Origin of the sequence: Streptomyces rubellomurinus, assembly GCF_000961885.1 — a bacterium.
GTDB lineage: Bacteria > Actinomycetota > Actinomycetes > Streptomycetales > Streptomycetaceae > Kitasatospora > Kitasatospora rubellomurina.
Window position 1 is genome coordinate 56,950 of sequence record NZ_JZKH01000037.1, and the last position, 17,334, is coordinate 74,283.

At 72.8% G+C, this 17,334-nt stretch carries 10 protein-coding genes and 1 rRNA gene; 2 read left to right on the plus strand and 9 right to left on the minus strand.

The window, feature by feature from the left end; all coding sequences use genetic code 11:
* Positions 1 to 55: 55 nt before the first annotated feature.
* The 7 genes from VM95_RS19160 to VM95_RS19190 all read right to left on the minus strand — a co-directional run bounded on the left by VM95_RS19160 (position 56) and on the right by VM95_RS19190 (position 12,255).
* Positions 56 to 559, minus strand: a complete 504-nt coding sequence (locus VM95_RS19160) for a CinA family protein (RefSeq protein WP_425265327.1) — start codon at positions 557 to 559, stop codon at positions 56 to 58.
* A 16-nt stretch (positions 560 to 575) separates the two neighbouring features.
* Positions 576 to 1,214, minus strand: coding sequence for a CDP-diacylglycerol--glycerol-3-phosphate 3-phosphatidyltransferase (gene pgsA, locus VM95_RS19165; RefSeq protein ID WP_045698410.1), 639 nt, complete (start codon positions 1,212 to 1,214; stop codon positions 576 to 578).
* Positions 1,211 to 2,716 carry a 30S ribosomal protein S12 methylthiotransferase RimO gene (gene rimO / locus VM95_RS19170; protein WP_045698412.1) on the minus strand — a complete coding sequence of 502 codons (1,506 nt, stop codon included), beginning with the start codon at positions 2,714 to 2,716 and terminating at the stop codon, positions 1,211 to 1,213. The genes pgsA and rimO overlap by 4 nt, the downstream gene beginning before the upstream one ends.
* 97 nt (positions 2,717 to 2,813) lie before the next feature.
* Positions 2,814 to 3,677 carry a helix-turn-helix domain-containing protein gene (locus tag VM95_RS19175; RefSeq protein WP_045698414.1) on the minus strand — a complete coding sequence of 288 codons (864 nt, stop codon included), beginning with the start codon at positions 3,675 to 3,677 and terminating at the stop codon, positions 2,814 to 2,816.
* Positions 3,678 to 3,974: 297 nt separating this feature from the next.
* Complete coding sequence (locus VM95_RS19180; protein ID WP_045698417.1) at positions 3,975 to 6,650, minus strand: DNA translocase FtsK; 2,676 nt, start codon at positions 6,648 to 6,650, stop codon at positions 3,975 to 3,977.
* A gap of 148 nt (positions 6,651 to 6,798) precedes the next feature.
* Complete coding sequence (locus VM95_RS19185) at positions 6,799 to 7,434, minus strand: response regulator (RefSeq protein WP_045698419.1); 636 nt, start codon at positions 7,432 to 7,434, stop codon at positions 6,799 to 6,801.
* Positions 7,435 to 7,743: 309 nt separating this feature from the next.
* Positions 7,744 to 12,255 (minus strand): HAMP domain-containing protein, encoded by a 4,512-nt coding sequence (locus VM95_RS19190; RefSeq protein ID WP_045698446.1) that lies wholly within the window; start codon positions 12,253 to 12,255, stop codon positions 7,744 to 7,746.
* Between the two features lie 573 nt (positions 12,256 to 12,828).
* Between VM95_RS19190 and VM95_RS19195 the strand changes: the two genes are divergently transcribed.
* Both VM95_RS19195 and VM95_RS19200 read left to right on the plus strand, forming a co-directional pair.
* On the plus strand, positions 12,829 to 15,384 hold the full coding sequence (locus tag VM95_RS19195; RefSeq protein WP_045698421.1) for a SpoIIE family protein phosphatase: 2,556 nt from the start codon (positions 12,829 to 12,831) through the stop codon (positions 15,382 to 15,384).
* Between the two features lie 313 nt (positions 15,385 to 15,697).
* Positions 15,698 to 16,261 carry a GPR1/FUN34/YaaH family transporter gene (locus VM95_RS19200; protein WP_045698424.1) on the plus strand — a complete coding sequence of 188 codons (564 nt, stop codon included), beginning with the start codon at positions 15,698 to 15,700 and terminating at the stop codon, positions 16,259 to 16,261.
* Here the strand turns inward: VM95_RS19200 and VM95_RS19205 are convergent.
* Positions 16,254 to 17,177 (minus strand): phosphatase PAP2 family protein, encoded by a 924-nt coding sequence (locus tag VM95_RS19205; protein ID WP_078860157.1) that lies wholly within the window; start codon positions 17,175 to 17,177, stop codon positions 16,254 to 16,256. The two genes, VM95_RS19200 and VM95_RS19205, sit on opposite strands and share 8 nt — an antisense overlap.
* Positions 17,178 to 17,238: 61 nt before the next feature.
* Positions 17,239 to 17,334: ribosomal RNA gene (gene rrf / locus VM95_RS38920) — 5S ribosomal RNA — on the minus strand; the annotation flags it as partial.

Here is a 17,334-nt window from a genome sequence, read left to right on the forward strand (position 1 = left end):
CCGGGCCGTCCCCCGAGCACCGGTCCGGCGGATCTCGGTTCGGTGGAGATTCCTCTCAGCCGGCGTCTCGCTGTGCGAGCCGGCCGGCCAGCAGCTCCAGTGCGGCGGTCACCGCTCCGTGACGGATTGTGGCACGCCCGCCGGACAGTCGGGGCGATCTGACCAGAGTTCCCCCCGGACCGGCGACCGCGAGGTGTACGGTGCCCACCGGCTGTCCGTCCTGCGGCTCCGGACCGGCGACCCCGGTCGTCGCGAGCCCGTAGTCGGCGCCCAGCAGTCTGCGCACGCCCTCGGCCATCTGCCCGGCCACCAGCGGGTGCACCGGCCCGTACACGTCCAGCAGGCCCTCGTCCACGCCGAGCACCGAGGCCTTCAGCCCGGTCGCGTAGGCGGTGACCGAGCCGCGGAAGGTCGCGGACGCCCCGGGGACGTCGACCAGGGCGGCGGCGAGCAGCCCGCCGGTCAGCGACTCGGCAACGGCCAGCGTGCCGCCCTCGGCGCGCAACGCCGCGTGCACCCGCTCGGCCAGCTCGAAGTCCACCCCGTGCGCCGCGTTCACCCGTGCCCCCGTCCGTTCACCGGCCCGCGCGCTCCGCGGCCAGGCCCTCGCGGCGCAGGCGCAGCGCCTGCCCGATGTAGTCCAGCGCGGTGCCCACGGTGAGCAGCACCGCCAGCGCCATCAGCACGGCCCGCCCGGTGGCCAGCCAGCCGGTCAGGGCCAGCACGTACATGCCGACCGCGGTGCCCTGGGTGAGCGTCTTGAGCTTGCCGCCGCGGCTGGCCGGGATGACGCCGTAGCGGATCACCCAGAAGCGCATCAGCGTGATGCCCAGCTCGCGGGCCAGGATCACCGCGGTGACCCACCAGGGCAGGTCGCCGAGCAGCGAGAGCCCGATCAGCGCCGAGCCCATGATCGCCTTGTCCGCGATCGGGTCGGCGATCTTCCCGAAGTCGGTCACCAGGCCCTTGCGGCGGGCGAGTTCACCGTCGAACAGATCGGTGATCATCGCGATCGCGAACGAGGCCCAGGCGACCGAACGCCACTTCGGGTCGTGCCCGCCGTCGGCGAACAGCAGTGCCACGAAGACCGGCACCAGCAGCACCCGGACCATCGTGAGCACGTTGGCGATGTTCCAGATCCCCGGGGTCGACGGCACCGCGGCCGCCGGTCTTCCCGGGTGGGCCGCGGCCGGGGCGCCGGGCCCCTTGGTCATTCCCCGGCTCCCGGAGCCTCGGCCCCGGACGTCCGGGGCAGCCGGACCTGCTCCAGCGCCTCGGCGATCAGGTCGACGCCCTCGCTGGCCGTCACCTTCGCCCGCCAGAACTGGCCGATCTCGGGGGCCTCGACGCCGGTGAGGGTGGTCAGGCCGTCCGTCTCGGGCGCCTGGTGGCCGGCGCGACCCTCGACCACGCCGTCCTCGATCGACTCGATCAGCACCTCGACCTCGGTGCCGATCCGCTGCTCGGCCCGCTGGGCGGTCATCTCCTCGGCGAGCCGGCTCAGCCGGTCCAGCCGCTCGGCGATCACGTCCTCGGACAGCTTGCCGTCGTAGGTCGCCGCCTCGGTGCCGTCCTCGTCCGAGTAGCCGAAGACGCCGATCGCGTCCAGCCCGGCGTTCGTGACGAAGCGTTCCAGCTCGGCGAAGTCCTCCTCGGTCTCGCCGGGGAAGCCGACGATGAAGTTGGAGCGGGCGCCGGCCTGCGGGGCCTTGTCGCGGATGGTCCCCAGCAGCTCCAGGAACTGGTCGGTGGAGCCGAAGCGGCGCATCCGGCGCAGCACCGCGGGCGCGGAGTGCTGGAAGGACAGGTCGAAGTAGGGCACCACGTCGGCGGTGCCGGTCATCGCGTCGATCAGGCCGGGGCGCATCTCGGCCGGCTGCAGGTAGGAGACCCGGACCCGCTCGACGCCCTCGATCGCGGAGATCTCGCCGAGCAGCGTCTCCAGCAGCCGGATGTCGCCGAGGTCCTTGCCGTACGAGGTGTTGTTCTCGCTGACCAGGACGACCTCCCGGACGCCCTGCTCCGCCAGCCACTTCGCCTCGTTCAGGACGTCGGAGGGGCGGCGGGAGATGAACGAGCCGCGGAAGGCCGGGATCGCGCAGAAGGAGCACCGCCGGTCGCAGCCGGAGGCGAGCTTGACGGAGGCGACCGGGTTGTCGTCCAGCCGCTTGCGCAGGGTGCGCGGGCCGGAGGCCGGGGCGAGGCCCTCGGGCAGGTCGGCGATCGGCTCGGCGGGGGCCTCGGCGCCGTGGCCGGGCAGGGCGACGGCCTCGGCGGCGGACTGCCGCTCGGCCGGGCTGATCGGCAGCAGCTTGCGGCGGTCGCGCGGCAGGTGGGGGGCGTGGTGGCCGCCGGAAAGGATGGTCTGCAGGCGGTCGGAGATGTTGGTGTAGTCGTCGAAGCCGAGCACGCCGTCCGCTTCGGGCAGCGCGTCGGCCAGCTCCTTGCCGTACCGCTCGGCCATGCAGCCGACCGCGACGACGGCCTGGGTGCGGCCGTGACCCTTGAGGTCGTTGGCCTCCAGCAGGGCGTCCACGGAGTCCTTCTTGGCGGCTTCGACGAAGCCGCAGGTGTTGACCACGGCGACGTCGGCGTCGGCGGCGTCGTCGACGAGCAACCAGCCGTCGGCTTCCAGTCGCCCGGCGAGTTCCTCGGAGTCCACCTCGTTGCGGGCGCATCCGAGCGTGACAAGGGCGACAGTGCGGCGTTCAGGCATAGGCCCAAGATTAACGCGCGGCCTCCGGTGCCGTTCGCCCCGGAGGCCGCGCGCCTCGGATCACCTGATCATCACCGGGCCCCGGGGGCCCCTGCGGTCAGCCCGCCTGCGGGTCGCCGGGGGTGTACGTGACGTGCACCACTTGGCCGTCCTTGCCGAGCAGACCGAGGTCCTTGCCGTTGACGTACGCGTGCACGGCCCCGCCGTTGCCGAGCACCAGCTTGATCTGCTTGGCGTCGGTGAAGGTCTGGTCCTGGCCCTCGCTGATGTTGTTCTGGAACAGCGACTTGCCGTTGCCGTCGGTCGCCGAGATCCAGCTGGTGCCCTGGGCGACCAGCTTCACGGTGACCTTGTCGGCCGGGACGGCGGCGATCGCGGCCGCGCTCGGCGCGGGCGCCGGCGGCTGCGCGGCGGGCGAGGCCGGAGCCGGGGCCACCGAGCCGGTGCCGGAGCCGCTGGGCAGCGGCGCGCTGGCGGAGCCGGTGGAGCTGTGGCCGCCCTTGCCGCTCACCAGGTTGAAGCCGATCAGCGCGACCACCGCGACGATCGCGGCGACCATCGCCGCGGCCCAGTTGGGCCGGCCGCGGCCGGGCACCTTGATCGGGCCGCTGTCGATCAGCTGGGTGGGCCGCTTGGAGGCGGGCGAGCCGCCGTGCGCCGCGTCGTAGCGGGCGACCAGCGCCTCGCCGTCCGCGCCGACCGCCTGGGCGATCGCGCGGATGTGCCCGCGGGCGTAGAAGTCGCCGCCGCAGCGCCCGAAGTCGTCCTCCTCGATGGCATGGACGATCGGCACCCGGACGCGGGTCGCCGAACTCACCTGGTCCACCGTGAGCCCGGCGTCGATCCGGGCGGTGGACAGCACCCGGCCGATGCTCGGGGCACCGGCCGCCTGCACCGCGTCGTCGGTCGGCTGGACGGACGACGGGGCGTTCTCGTGGTCGCGGGACTTGCCGATGGTCACGGGGCACGCCTTTCGAGCGGATGGCCACCTGCTGGGGAACAGTCTAGGGGCGTGGGCGGATCGTTTCTCAAGCGGAGCAGGCCCGAATGCGCGCGCCCGCTCCGGCCGGAGGGCCGGCCCCGCCGACGGCCGGTCAGCGGGGCGTACGGGGAACCCGGGATGCGCCGTTACGGCCCTGGGACGCCGTGCCCGGACGTTCGGTTCCCCGAAGGTCGCCTACCCCCCTCCGAACGAGTGAACACCCCCCGAGGACACGCCCCGGGGGGGCGCCGGAGCCGCCCTCCGGACGACGCCCCGTCAGCCCCGCAGGGTCAGCAGCACCCCGTCCAGCTCGTCCGGCTTCACCAGCACGTCGCGCGCCTTCGACCCCTCACTCGGACCGACGATCCCGCGCGACTCCATCAGGTCCATCAGCCGGCCCGCCTTGGCGAAGCCGACCCGGAGCTTGCGCTGGAGCATCGAGGTCGAGCCGAACTGGGTGGAGACCACCAGCTCGGCCGCCTGGATCAGCAGGTCGAGGTCGTCGCCGATCTCCTCGTCGATCTCCTTCTTCGGCCCGCCGCCGACCGTCACGTCGTCCCGGTAGACGGCGGTCAGCTGGTCCTTGCAGTGCTGGACCACCTTGGCGATCTCCGCCTCGGTGACGAACGCGCCCTGCATCCGGATCGGCTTGCTCGCGCCCATCGGCAGGAACAGCGCGTCGCCCTTGCCGATCAGCTTCTCCGCGCCGGGCTGGTCGAGGATGACCCGGGAGTCGGCCATCGCGGAGGTCGCGAAGGCGAGCCGGGACGGCACGTTGGCCTTGATCAGACCGGTGACGACGTCCACCGAGGGCCGCTGGGTGGCCAGCACCAGGTGGATGCCGGCCGCGCGGGCGAGCTGGGTGATGCGCACCACCGAGTCCTCGACGTCGCGCGGCGCGACCATCATCAGGTCGGCCAGCTCGTCGACGATCACCAGCAGGTACGGGTACGGCGCCAGCTCGCGCTCGCTGCCCAGCGGCGGGGTGACCTTGCCGGCCCGCACCGCCGCGTTGAAGTCGTCCACGTGCCGGAACCCGAACGCCGCGAGGTCGTCGTAGCGCATGTCCATCTCGCGCACGACCCACTGGAGGGCCTCGGCGGCCTTCTTGGGGTTGGTGATGATCGGCGTGATCAGGTGCGGGATGCCCTCGTAGGCGGTCAGTTCGACCCGCTTGGGGTCGACCAGGACCATCCGCACCTCGTCCGGGGTGGCCCGGGCGAGGATCGAGGTGATCAGGCAGTTGATGCAGGACGACTTGCCCGCGCCGGTCGCGCCGGCGACCAGGATGTGCGGCATCTTGGCGAGGTTGGCCATCACGGTGTGGCCCTCGACGTCCTTGCCCATGCCGACGACCATCGGATGGGTGTCCTCGGCGGCGGTGCGCGAGCGCAGCAGGTCGCCGAGGTTGACCATCTCGCGGTCCCGGTTGGGGATCTCGATGCCGACCGCGGACTTGCCCGGGATCGGGCTGATGATCCGCACGTCCGGGCTGGCCACCGCGTACGCGATGTTCTTGGCGAGCGCGGTGATCCGCTCGACCTTGACGGCCGGGCCGAGCTCGACCTCGTAGCGGGTGACCGTCGGGCCGCGGGTGAAGCCGGTGACCCTCGCGTCCACCTTGAACTCGGCGAAGGTGCCGGTGAGCTGGGCCACCACCTCGTCGTTGAGGGCGCTGCGGGCCTTGGCCGGGCCGCCGCGCTCCAGCAGGTCGAGCGAGGGCAGCGCGTAGGTGACGCCCTCGCCGAGCTGCAGCTGCTCCATCCGCACCGGCGCCGGGCCGTGCTCCTCGGGCGCGCCGGGGCCGCCGCTGCGGGCGGCCGGGACGGCGGGCTCCTCCGGCGGGGCGGTGCGGTCCTGCACCTGGTGCATCATGTCGGCCACGGCCGAGGAGGCGGGCACGCCGTAGACCAGCGCGCCGTCCAGGTCGGCGGCCGCGCCGGCGGCGAGGTCGCGGGTGGCGTACGGGTCCAGCGGCTCCTTGTCCAGGGAGATCCGGGCGGCCTCGGCCGGCTCCTCGTCGGCGGGCTTCCTCCGGCGGCGGCGCCGGCGGGCGGCGACCTCGTCGCCCGGGTCGTCCCCCTCGGTGTCCAGCGCGTAGGGCAGCGCGTCCGGGTCGGCGTCCTCCGGCGGGTCGGTGGACAGCTCGCGCTCCGGCGTACGCCCCCAGTGCAGCTCGTCCTCGGGCCCGGGCTCGACCACGCCGAGCCGTATCCCGACCCCCCGCAGCCGCTCGCCGATCCGGTTGACCGGGGTGGCGGTGACCACCAGCAGGCCGAAGAAGGCCAGCAGCAGGAGCAGCGGCACGGCCAGCACCGCACCCGCGGCGGCCATCATCGGGGTGGACACGGCCCAGCCGATGATCCCGCCGGCCGCCCTTATCCGGGACGCGCCGCTGCCCATCCCGGGGGCGCCGCAGCCGATGTGGACCAGGCCGAGGACGCCGACCAGCAGCGTGCTCAGCCCGATCACGATCCGGCCGTTGGCCTCCGGCAGCTCCGGGTGGCGCCAGAGCCGGATCGCGATCCCGGCCAGCAGGAACGGCACCAGCACGTCGAGCCGCCCGAACAGCCCGGACACCACGGCGGTGGCCGCCTCGTTCAGCCAGCCCTCCGAGCTGAACCAGGTGCCGGCCGCGACGACCAGCGCGAGCGCGAACAGCAGCAGGCCGATCCCGTCCTTGCGGTGGGCCGGGTGGAGGTTCTTGGCGCCGTCGCCGAAACCGCGGAAGATCGCCGCGATCGGGCTGGCGAGGGCGTTGAGGGCGCCCATCAGCAGCCCCCGGCGCGGCGGGGGCGGCGGCGGGGCGGACTTGGCCGCCGTCTTCTTCGCGGGGGCCCTGCGGGCGGCCGCCTTCTTCGCGGGCGGCTTGCCCGGGGCCTTGGCCGCGGCCTTCTTGGACGGTCCCGGACTCGGCTTGCGGGCGGCGTTTCCGGGCGTACGAGTGGCCATGGGTCAGCAGCCTACCGGGGCGAACGACCAGTGCACATGCGGCCGAGCCGGGGTGCCGGGACGTGTCGCAGACACACCGTCACGCTGACCGCGTTTCACCCGGCGGCAGCAGCGAATCACCCGGACGGGTGAACGCTCGACGGACTGGCTACGCGCCGCCGGGGCGCATCGCGTCCAGCGCCCGGCGCAGCCCGACGAGCTTGCGCTCCAGGTGCGCCGCGGTGGCGGCCACCCCGGCGTCCTCCACCCCGTCCAGTTGCTTGGCCAGCGCCTCCGCCTGCTCCTCCACCGCCGCCAGCCGCGCGGACAGCTCGCCCAGGAGCGCCCCGCCCACGGCCGGCTCCCCGCCGCCCGCCTCCAGCTGGAGCCGCAGCAGCGCGGCCTGCTCCCGCAGCTGGCAGTTTTTCGCGTACAGGTCGACGAAGACGGAGACCTTGGCGCGCAGCACCCACGGGTCGAAGGGCTTGGAGATGTAGTCCACCGCGCCGGCCGCGTAGCCGCGGAAGGTGTGGTGCGGGCCGTGGTTGATCGCGGTCAGGAAGATGATCGGGATGTCCCGGGTGCGCTCGCGGCGCTTGATGTGGGCGGCGGTCTCGAAGCCGTCCATGCCGGGCATCTGGACGTCCAGCAGGATCACCGCGAAGTCGTCGGTGAGCAGCGCCTTCAGCGCCTCCTCGCCGGACGCGGCGCGCACCAGCGTCTGGTCCAGCGCGGAGAGGATCGCCTCCAGTGCCAGCAGGTTCTCCGGCCGGTCGTCGACCAGGAGGATCTTCGCCTTCTGCATGGGGGCTCGCCCTCCTGTCGCCTGCCTGCCGCCCGGTGCGGGCACCCGCGTACCGCCCACCGCTACCCCGGTCATGCTAGCCGCACCCCCTCGCCCGGCACACCGCCCCGTCGTGACCCGATCGGGAGCGGCGCGCAGCCGGTGCTCCGGCGCACGCTCAGCAGTCAGTCGCCGTCCGGTCACCGTTCGCAACGATCGGTGACCCTACCCGGTTCCCGGGCCCGACCGCCAGCAAACCGGTCCGCCGGCGGGCGCGAACCCCGGGGCCCGGCCCGGAGTTCACGCCCCCGGGCCGGTCCGCGCCCGGGCTCACGTGCGGTCGGGCTTCAGCCACTCGTGCATCACGGACAGCAGGTGCTCGGTCTCCACCGGCTTGGTGATGTGGTCGGTGGCGCCCGCCTCCAGCGACTTCTCGCGGTCGCCCTTCATCGCCTTGGCGGTCAGCGCGATGATCGGCAGGCCCGCGAACTGGGGCATCCGGCGGATCGCCTCGGTGGTCGCGTAGCCGTCCATCTCCGGCATCATGATGTCCATCAGGACCAGCGCCACGTTCTCGTGCTGCTCCAGCATCTCGATGCCCTCGCGGCCGTTCTCCGCGTACAGGACGGTCAGGCCGTGCTGCTCCAGCACGCTGGTGAGCGCGAACACGTTGCGCACGTCGTCGTCCACGATCAGCACCTGCTGGCCGTCGAAGCGGGTGTCGCCGCGGGCCGGCCGCGTCGGCGCGGGCTCCGGCGCGCGCGGGCCGGCCAGGCTCTCCAGGGCGGCGGTGCGCCGGCGCTCCACCGCACCGCGGCGGCGCTCCTCGGCCAGCTCCCGGACCTCCTGGGCCCAGTGGTCGGCCGGGTTCTCGCCGACCGGGACGGGCAGGCCCACCGGCGTCACGCCGACGACGGCCCGCCGCGCCGGGGCACCGGGCGCGGCCGTGCGCGGCTCGGCCGGGGCGGTGCCCGGGGCCTCGGCGCGCAGCGGCAGGTAGAGGGTGAAGGTGGAGCCCTTGCCCAGCTCGCTCTCGGCGTGGATCTCGCCGCCGAGCAGCCGGGCGATCTCGCGGCTGATCGACAGGCCGAGGCCGGTGCCGCCGTACTTGCGGCTGGTGGTGCCGTCCGCCTGCTTGAAGGCCTCGAAGATCTCCCGCAGCTTGTTGCCGGGGATGCCGATGCCGGTGTCGGAGACGGCGAAGGCGATCAGCTCGTCGTCCGGGCCCTGGATCGAGCCGGACTCCAGCAGCCGCTCGCGCACGTGCTGCGGGACGTCCGCGCCGGCCGGGGCGATCGAGAAGTCGACGGCGCCGGCGTCGGTGAACTTCACCGCGTTGGAGATCAGGTTGCGCAGCACCTGCTGGAGCCGCTGCTCGTCGGTGTGCAGGGTGACGGGCAGGGCGGGCGAGACCCGGACGGCGAAGTCGAGGTTCTTGTCCAGCGCGACGGGCTGGAAGGTGGCCTCGACGTAGTCGACCAGCTGGACCAGAGCGATCCGGGACGGGCGGACGTCCATCTTGCCGGCCTCGACCTTGGACAGGTCGAGGATGTCGTTGATCAGCTGGAGCAGGTCGGAGCCGGCGCCGTGGATGGTGTCGGCGAACTCGACCTGCTTGGGCGAGAGGTTGCCCTCGTTGTTGTCGGAGAGCAGCTTGGCCAGGATCAGCAGCGAGTTGAGCGGGGTGCGCAGCTCGTGCGACATGTTGGCCAGGAACTCGCTCTTGTACCGGGAGGCCAGGGCGAGCTGCTCGGCGCGCTCCTCCAGGACCTGCCGGGCCTCCTCGATCTCGCTGTTCTTGATCTCGATGTCGCGGTTCTGCTGGGCGAGTTGCTCGGCCTTCTCCTGCAACTCCTCGTTGGTGCGCTCCAGCTCCTCCTGGCGCGCCTCCAACTCGGCCGACCGCATGGAGAGTTCGGCGGTGAGCCGCTGGGACTCCAGGAGCAGGCCCTCGGTCTTGGTGTTGACGCTGATGGTGTTGACGGTGACGCCGATCAGGTCGGCGATCTGGTTGAGGAAGTCCAGCGCGACGGTGGTGAAGGAGCTGAAGGTGGCCAGTTCGATCACGCCGAGCAGCCGGCCCTCGAACTGCACCGGCAGCACCACGATGTGGGCCGGGGAGGCCTCGCCCAGGCCGGAGGCGATCTTGAGGTACCCGGGCGGAGCCTCCTTGACGATGATCGCCCGCTTCTCCACCGCGGCCTGGCCGATCAGCGACTCGCCGGGCCGGAAGGTGGTCGGCATCGCGCGGCGCTGGTAGCCGTAGCTGCCGATCATGCGGAGCACGGTGTCGTTCTCGTCGTCGTCCTCGGTGATCAGCTCGGCGGTGCGGCCGGCCGGCTGGGCGAGGAAGAAGGCGCCGTGCTGGGCGGAGACCACCGGGGTCAGCTCGGTCATGATCAGCGAGGCGACGGCCTCCAGGTCCCGGCGGCCCTGCAGCAGGCCGGAGATCCGGGCCAGGTTGGTCTTGAGCCAGTCCTGCTCCTGGTTGGTGCGGGTGGTCTCGCGCAGGTTGGCGATCATCTGGTTGATGTTGTCCTTGAGCTCGTCGAGCTCGCCCGCCGCGTCCACGTCGATCCGCAGGCTCAGGTCGCCCCTGGTCACCGCGGTGGCGACCTGGGCGATCGCGCGCACCTGCCGGGTCAGGTTGTTCGCCAGCTCGTTCACCGACTCGGTGAGGTCCTGCCAGGTGCCGTCCACGCCCGGCACCCGGGCCTGGCCGCCGAGCCGCCCGTCGGTGCCCACCTCGCGGGCGACCCGGGTGACCTCGTCGGCGAACGCGGACAGCTGGTCGACCATGGTGTTGATGTTGGTCTTGAGCTGGAGGATCTCGCCGCGCGCGTCGACGTCGATCTTCTGCGAGAGGTCGCCGCGGGCCACCGCCGTGATCACCAGCGCGATGTTGCGGACCTGGCCGGTGAGGTTGTTGGCCATCTGGTTGACGTTGTCGGTCAGGTCCTTCCAGATCCCGGCCACGCCCGGCACGCTCGCCTGGCCGCCCAGCGTCCCGTCGGTGCCCACCTCGCGGGCCACCCTGGTCACCTCGACCGCGAACGCGGACAGCTGGTCGACCATCGTGTTCAGGGTGCCGGCCAGCGCCGCGACCTCGCCCTGCGCGTCGATCGAGATCTTCTTGGACAGGTCGCCGCGGGCCACCGCGGAGGCGACCTCGGCGATGTTGCGCACCTGACCGGTCAGGTTGGACGCCATGAAGTTGACGTTGTCGGTCAGGTCCTTCCAGATCCCCGACACCCCGCGCACCCGGGCCTGGCCGCCCAGGATGCCCTCGGTGCCCACCTCGCGGGCGACCCGGGTGACCTCGTCCGCGAAGGCCGACAGCTGGTCGACCATGGTGTTGACGGTGGTCACCAGCTCCAGGATCTCGCCCCGGGCGTCGACGGTGATCTTCTTCGACACGTCGCCGAGCGCCACCGCCGTGGTCACCTCGGCGATGTTGCGCACCTGACTGGTCAGGTTGTTGGCCATCAGGTTGACGGAGTTGGTCAGGTCCTTCCACGTCCCGGACACCCCGGGCACGCTGGCCTGGCCGCCGAGGATGCCCTCGGTGCCGACGTCCCGGGCGACCCTGGTCACCTCGTCCGCGAAGGAGGAGAGCTGGTCCACCATCGTGTTGATGGTGTTCTTCAGCTCCAGGATCTCCCCGCGCGCGTCCACCTGGATCTTCTGCGACAGGTCGCCCTTGGCGACCGCCGTCGTCACCTGCGCGATGCCGCGCACCTGGTCGGTGAGGTTGTTCGCCATGAAGTTGACGTTGTCCGTGAGGTCCCGCCACACGCCGGCCGCCCACGGCACCTGCGCCTGACCGCCCAGCCGCCCCTCGGTGCCCACCTGGCGGGCCACCCGGGTCACCTGCTCGGCGAAGCCGGAGAGCTGGTCGACCATCGTGTTGATGGTGTTCTTCAGCTCCAGCATCTCGCCGCGCGCGTCCACCTCGATCTTCTGCGAGAGGTCCCCGCGGGCCACCGCCGTCGTCACCTGGGCGATGTTGCGCACCTGGCCGGTCAGGTTGTCGGCCATGAAGTTGACGGAGTCGGTCAGCTCGCGCCACACCCCGGCCACGTTCGGCACCTTCGCCTGACCGCCGAGCCGGCCCTCCGTCCCCACGTCCCGGGCCACCGTGGTGACCTGCGCGGCGAAGCCGTTCAGCTGGTCCACCATCGTGTTGACGGTGTTCTTCAGCTCCAGCATCTCGCCGGCCACGTCCACGGTGACCTTGCGGGACAGGTCGCCCTTCGCCACCGCGGTGGTCACCTGGGCGATGTTGCGCACCTGCGCGGTCAGCCGGCCGGCCATGGTGTTGACCGAGTCCGCCAGGTCCTTCCAACTGCCGGACACGCTGCGGACCTTGGCCTGGCCGCCGAGCTTGCCCTCGGTCCCGACCTCCAGCGCCACCCGGGTCACCTCGTCGGTGAACTCCGAGAGCTGGTCCACCAGCCCGTTGACCGTCCGCCCGATCCGCAGGTACTCGCCGCGCAGCGGGTGGCTCACCCCGTTGCTGTGCAGCGAGCGCAGCTCCATCTTCTGGTCCAGGTCGCCCTCGGCGATCGAGGTCAGCACCCGGCCCACCTCGGCCATCGGACGGGCCAGGTCGTCGATCAGCGCGTTGCAGTTGTCGACGGCCGCCATCCAGGCGCCCTCGCCCGCGCCCGTCTCCAGCCGCTCGTTCAGCCGGCCCTCGCGGCCCACCGCCCGCCGCACCCGGGCCAGTTCACCGGTCAGGTGCTGGTTGCGCTCGGCGACCTCGTTGAACACCGCGGCGATCTCCGCCAACGGGCCGTCACCCGGAACCGTCAGCCGGCGGCGGAAGTTGCCGTCCCGCATCGCCGTCAGCGCCGCCAGCAGCTTGCGCAGGTCGGCCGGCTCCGCGCCGCGGTTGTGGATCGCCCGCCGCCCGGCCGCGTTCCGCGGCGCGGTGCCGGAGCGTGCGCCGCGCGGGGCGGGCGGCGTCGTACCGGTTGCGTCCTTGGTGGCCGAACTCAACGGGCCCCTCCCACATCGTGAACTGTCCGGTTGACCGCACGTGCCCTGCGGCACGCGCCCGGGCACCGGCCCGGCTGGGCTGCACCGGCGAGCCGCTCGGCGCACCGGCATCCACTCCGACCGTACTGCTCGCACCGGCCGTCGCGGACCCCCCAGTCTGGCAGCACCTGCGCCGGGTGTCCGGCCGGTTGCACAGGGTTGATGCGGCAGCCTCACAAACGGGTGGGCAGAATCACCCTCTGGTGCCTGTTTCGGCGCCCCGGCCCCACGGGGTACCAAGCGGAAAGTAGGGTGGAGCGCTGCACCGGGCCACGACCCGACCCAGCGCCGCCGCTCACCCGGCCAGGCGCGCCCCGGGAGTCGGCGCCGCACCCCGGACAGCCAGGGCCAGAGCAGCAGAGGAGAAGTGGCAACGTGGTCACCGCGCGCGCAGCCGCCACCTTCGACCCGGACGGCCGCTCCGCGTCCGCCGCCCGCGGTTTCGTCCGGGACGCGCTGCTCGGCTGGGGCCTGCCCGAGGTCGTCGACGACGCCGTCGTCCTGGTCAGCGAACTCGTCACCAACGCCGTCGTGCACGCCGGCACCGCCGCCGACGTCTGCTGCCTGCGCGAGGAGGAGAGCGTCCGGATCGAGGTCACCGACCACCACCCCGAGCGCGGCCTGCCCTCGCTCGGCGACGTCCCGTCCTCCGACCGCTACGCCGACCCTGACGGCGAGGGCGGCCGCGGCCTGCTGATGTGCTCCGCCCTCGCCGAGCGCTGGGGCGTCGAGTACGCGGCCGGCCGCAAGACCGTCTGGTTCCGACTCGCCCTGCCCGCACACGTGCTCGGCACCCGCTACGCCGTTCCCGCCACCCCCGGCAGCGACCTGCCGAGCAGCACCGGCCCGGTCCACGTCGCCGTCGTCCAACTCGACGAGGACGGCCGCGTCCTCGCCTGGAACCCGGACGCCGAAGCACTCTTCCGCCACCCCGCCGCGACCGTCCTCGGCCGCCCCTGGGCCGACCTCGCCGTCTGGCCCACCCCCGCCGGCCGCAGCCCCGGCCTCACCGACACCCTGCGGCTGGCCCGTTGGGAGGGCGGCTACGGCCTGCGGCTGCCGGACGGCACCGAGGTCGAGGTGTACGGCGTCCAGGTCCGCGTCCGCGACACCGAGGGCGTCCCCTCCACCCTCTGCCTGCTCGTCCGCGAAGCCGACCGCGCCGTCCTGCGCTCCCCCGCCCGCACCCTGCCCGGCGAACGCCCCGACCCCACCGGCCCCCGGCTCGACCTGATGGCCGGCCCGGCCACCGCCGACGACCTGGACGGCCTTCTCCAGCGCACCGTCGAACGCGCCCGCGACCTGCTCGACGCCGACGCCGCCTACCTGCTGCTCACCACCGAGGACGAGACCGAGTTCGAGGTCCGCGCCGCCACCGGCCTCACCTCCGGACACCGCCGGCACGCCCGCTTCCCGGTCGAGTCCGGCAACCGCTACGACTCCGCCCGGCTCCCCTCCGTCCACGAGGACCTCTCCGCCCGCCCCACCGGCCTGCCGCTCCTCACCGGCAGCGGGATGCGCTCCCTGGTCACCGTCCCGCTCAAGGTCGAGGGCCGGCTGATCGGCTCGCTCGGCATCGCCACCGCCGCGCCCGGCCGCTACGACAACGAGGACGCGCTGCGCCTGCAGTTCGCCGCCGACCGGGTCGCCCTGGCCATCGAGAGCACCCGGCTGTCTGAGCTGGAGCGCCTGCGCCGCGGCTCGCTGTCCTTCCTCGTCGAGGCCTCCGACCTGCTCGCCGGCACCCTCGAACACGAGCAGACCCTCGCCCTGATGGCCCAGATGGCCGTCCCCACCCTCGCCTCCTGGTGCGCCGTCTACACCAACGGCGACCACGGCTCCCCGTCCGACCTCGCCTTCGTCCTGCACGAGGACGAGGACCGGATCGACCCGCTGCGCGACCTGCTCGACAAGACCCCCGCCCCCGAGGCCGGCCCCAGCCACGGCGCCGACTTCTGGACCGCGCCCGCCGACACCGCCGCCGCCGGCGGCCTCACCGACAGCCCCGAACTCGCCGGCCTGCTCGGCGAGACCGTCGTGCTGCCGCTGACCGCCCGCAACCGGGTCATCGGCCTGCTCGCCCTGGGCGTCCCCACCGGCGTCCGGTTCCGCCAGGAGATCCTCGAACTCGCCGAGGACCTCTCCCGCCGGGCCGCCCTCGCCCTCGACAACTCCCGCCTCTACTCCGAGCGCACCGCCACCAGCCAGGCCCTGCAACGCAGCCTGCTGCCACCGGAGTTGCCCGAGATCCCGGGCGTCGAGGTGGACGTCTACTACCAGGCCGCCGGCGAGGGCAACGAAGTCGGCGGAGACTTCTACGACCTGTTCACCATCCGCGAGGGAACGTACGGCTTCGCCATCGGCGACGTCTGCGGCACCGGCCCCGAGGCCGCCTCCGTCACCGGCCTCGCCCGGCACTCGCTGCGTCTGCTCGCCCGCGAGGGCCTGGACGCCCCGCAGGTGCTGCGCCGGCTCAACGCGGCCATCCTGGACGAGGGTTCGCGCAGCCGCTTCCTCACCCTGCTCTACGGCGAGCTGACGCCCCGGCCGGACGGCAGCACCGAACTGTCCCTGGTCTGCGCCGGCCACCCGCTGCCGCTGCGACTGCGCACCAACGGCCAGGTCGACCGGGCCGCCACCCCGCAGCCGCTGCTCGGCGTCCTGGACGACCTCGACCTCACCGCCGAGCACCTGGTGCTCGCCCCCGGCGAGGTCCTGCTCTGCGTCACGGACGGCGTGACCGAACGCCGCGAGGGCCTGCGGATGCTCGGCGACGACGGTCTCGCCGAGGTGCTCACCGGCTGCACCGGCCTCACCGCAGGCGCCGTCGCGATGCGGGTGCAGCGCGCGGTCGAGCGCTTCGCCCCGGAGCCGCCGTCCGACGACATGGCGATCCTGACCCTCCGGGTGCCGACCCAGCGCGCCGTCTGAGCGGTTCCGGGCTTCCGGGCTTCCGGGCTTCCGGGCTTCCGGGCTTCCGCCTCTGAACGCTCGGCAGCTGACGCAGTCACAAATTGTTATCTTCACAAGGGTACAAGCGAACGACGCCGGGTACACCGATCTCACCGGGGAATCCCCCGGCGGGGACGCGACCAGCGGCTCTCCGCTGGCCCATCACTTCTGACCGCAGCCCGCGCACGCCACTGCCGTGCGCCCTCGGCGCGGTCGCGCGCATCCACCTCCGTCACCACCACACCACTGCGTCACTGCGCCCTGCGCGCGCCCAGAGTGAAAGGAGCCTCCGGTGAGCAACGAAGCTACCGGGGCAACGAACGCCCGCTCCACCGGAGCCGACGCGGGTAACCTCGGCTACCTCGCACTCGGCCTCACACTGCTCGCCTACGGTCTGCTCTCCACCGGCATCCTGCACGGCACCGGCGTCGGGGACGCCGCCCACCTCGCCCACCTCGTCGGCGGCGTCACCCTCTTCATCGCGGGCCTCTGGCAGCTCCGCGGCGGCGAGGGCTTCACCGGCACCGCCTTCACCAGCCTCGGCGCCTTCTGGGCGACCTGGTCGATGGCCGGCGGAGCCGGCAAGAACGCCGCCGGCCTGTTCCTGCTGCTGTGGGCCCTGCTCGCCCTCAGCCTCACCGCCGCGAGCTGGGGCGCGGGCCTGCTGAGCCGGCTCGTCTACGGCCTGCTGACGGTCGCGCTCGCGCTGGGCGCCCTCGCCACCTTCGGCGAGTGGAGCGGGCTGGCGAAGTTCGCCGGCTGGGTCGCGACCGCCTCCGGCCTCGCCGCCTGGTACTGGGCGACCTCCGCCCTCAGCAACGGTGCCTGGGGGAAGATCGCCCTGCCGGTCAAGTGACCTGCTTCGACCGATCCGACCGATCCGACCGATCCGGCCGAGACGACCGGTCTGACCGAGACGACCGGTCCGCCTGACCCGCATCCTGCTCGACACCCGACCGGGGCCGGGCCTCCGCCAGCGCGGAGGCCCGGCCCCGCCGGCGTGCCACCCGGGCCGACGACGCCAGGACGGCGTACGCGAGGAGCAGGATCGCGACGGCGACGATGCCGTCCGCCCAGAAGTGGTTGGCCGTCACCACGACGACGGCGACCGTCAGCACCGGGTGCAGCACCACGACCCACCGCAGCGGGCTCGGCGACACCCGCACCACGGCGACCCCCACCAGCACGCACCACGCCACGTGCACCGAGGGCATCGCCGACAGCTGGTCGGCGACCACACCGCCCACCGCGCCGCCGTACACCGACTGCCCGTACTGCGCCGCCAGGTCCACGAAGCCGTCCTGCGGCAGCATCCGGGGCGGCGCCACCGGGATGAACTGCACCAGCAGGCACACCGCCGTGGTGATCACCACCGTGTTCCGCACCCACGCGTACCGCTCGCGGTGCCGCACGAACACCCACAGCAGGACGACCAGCATCACCGCGAAATGCATCACCGCGTAGTAGTAGTTCGCCAGCCGCACCAGCACCGGGTACGGCGTGACCGCCGACTGCCAGGACACCTCGTCCGGCAGGCCGAGCGCCAGCTCGGTCCGATGGATCCAGCTCGCCCGGTCCAGCGCGTGGTCCGTGCTCATCACCGAGAGGTGCCCCACCAGCTGCCAGAGCGCGAACAGCGCCAGCAGCGTGCCGGCCTCCCGCAGCAGCGCCGACAACGACGGCTTCCGGACCCTCGCGGCGGCGAACGCACCGCCGTAGAGAACGGCGGCGGTACCCCCGGCGGACTGCCAGGTGAGGGTCAGGTTCTGCATTCGCAGAGGGTAACGCAAAAAGACCCCCTCCCGGACGGGAGGGGGTCTTTTTGGAATGATTGTTCGGCGGCGTCCTACTCTCCCACAGGGTCCCCCCTGCAGTACCATCGGCGCTGTGAGGCTTAGCTTCCGGGTTCGGAATGTAACCGGGCGTTTC

Coding starts and splice junctions, on each gene's coding strand:
- pgsA (WP_045698410.1), bottom strand. CDS start 1,214: ATGACCAAGGGGCCCGGCGCCCCGGCCGCGGCCCACCCGGGAAGACCG.
- rimO (WP_045698412.1), bottom strand. CDS start 2,716: ATGCCTGAACGCCGCACTGTCGCCCTTGTCACGCTCGGATGCGCCCGC.
- VM95_RS19180 (WP_045698417.1), bottom strand. CDS start 6,650: ATGGCCACTCGTACGCCCGGAAACGCCGCCCGCAAGCCGAGTCCGGGA.
- VM95_RS19185 (WP_045698419.1), bottom strand. CDS start 7,434: ATGCAGAAGGCGAAGATCCTCCTGGTCGACGACCGGCCGGAGAACCTG.
- VM95_RS19190 (WP_045698446.1), bottom strand. CDS start 12,255: ATGCGGGACGGCAACTTCCGCCGCCGGCTGACGGTTCCGGGTGACGGC.
- VM95_RS19205 (WP_078860157.1), bottom strand. CDS start 17,177: ATGCAGAACCTGACCCTCACCTGGCAGTCCGCCGGGGGTACCGCCGCC.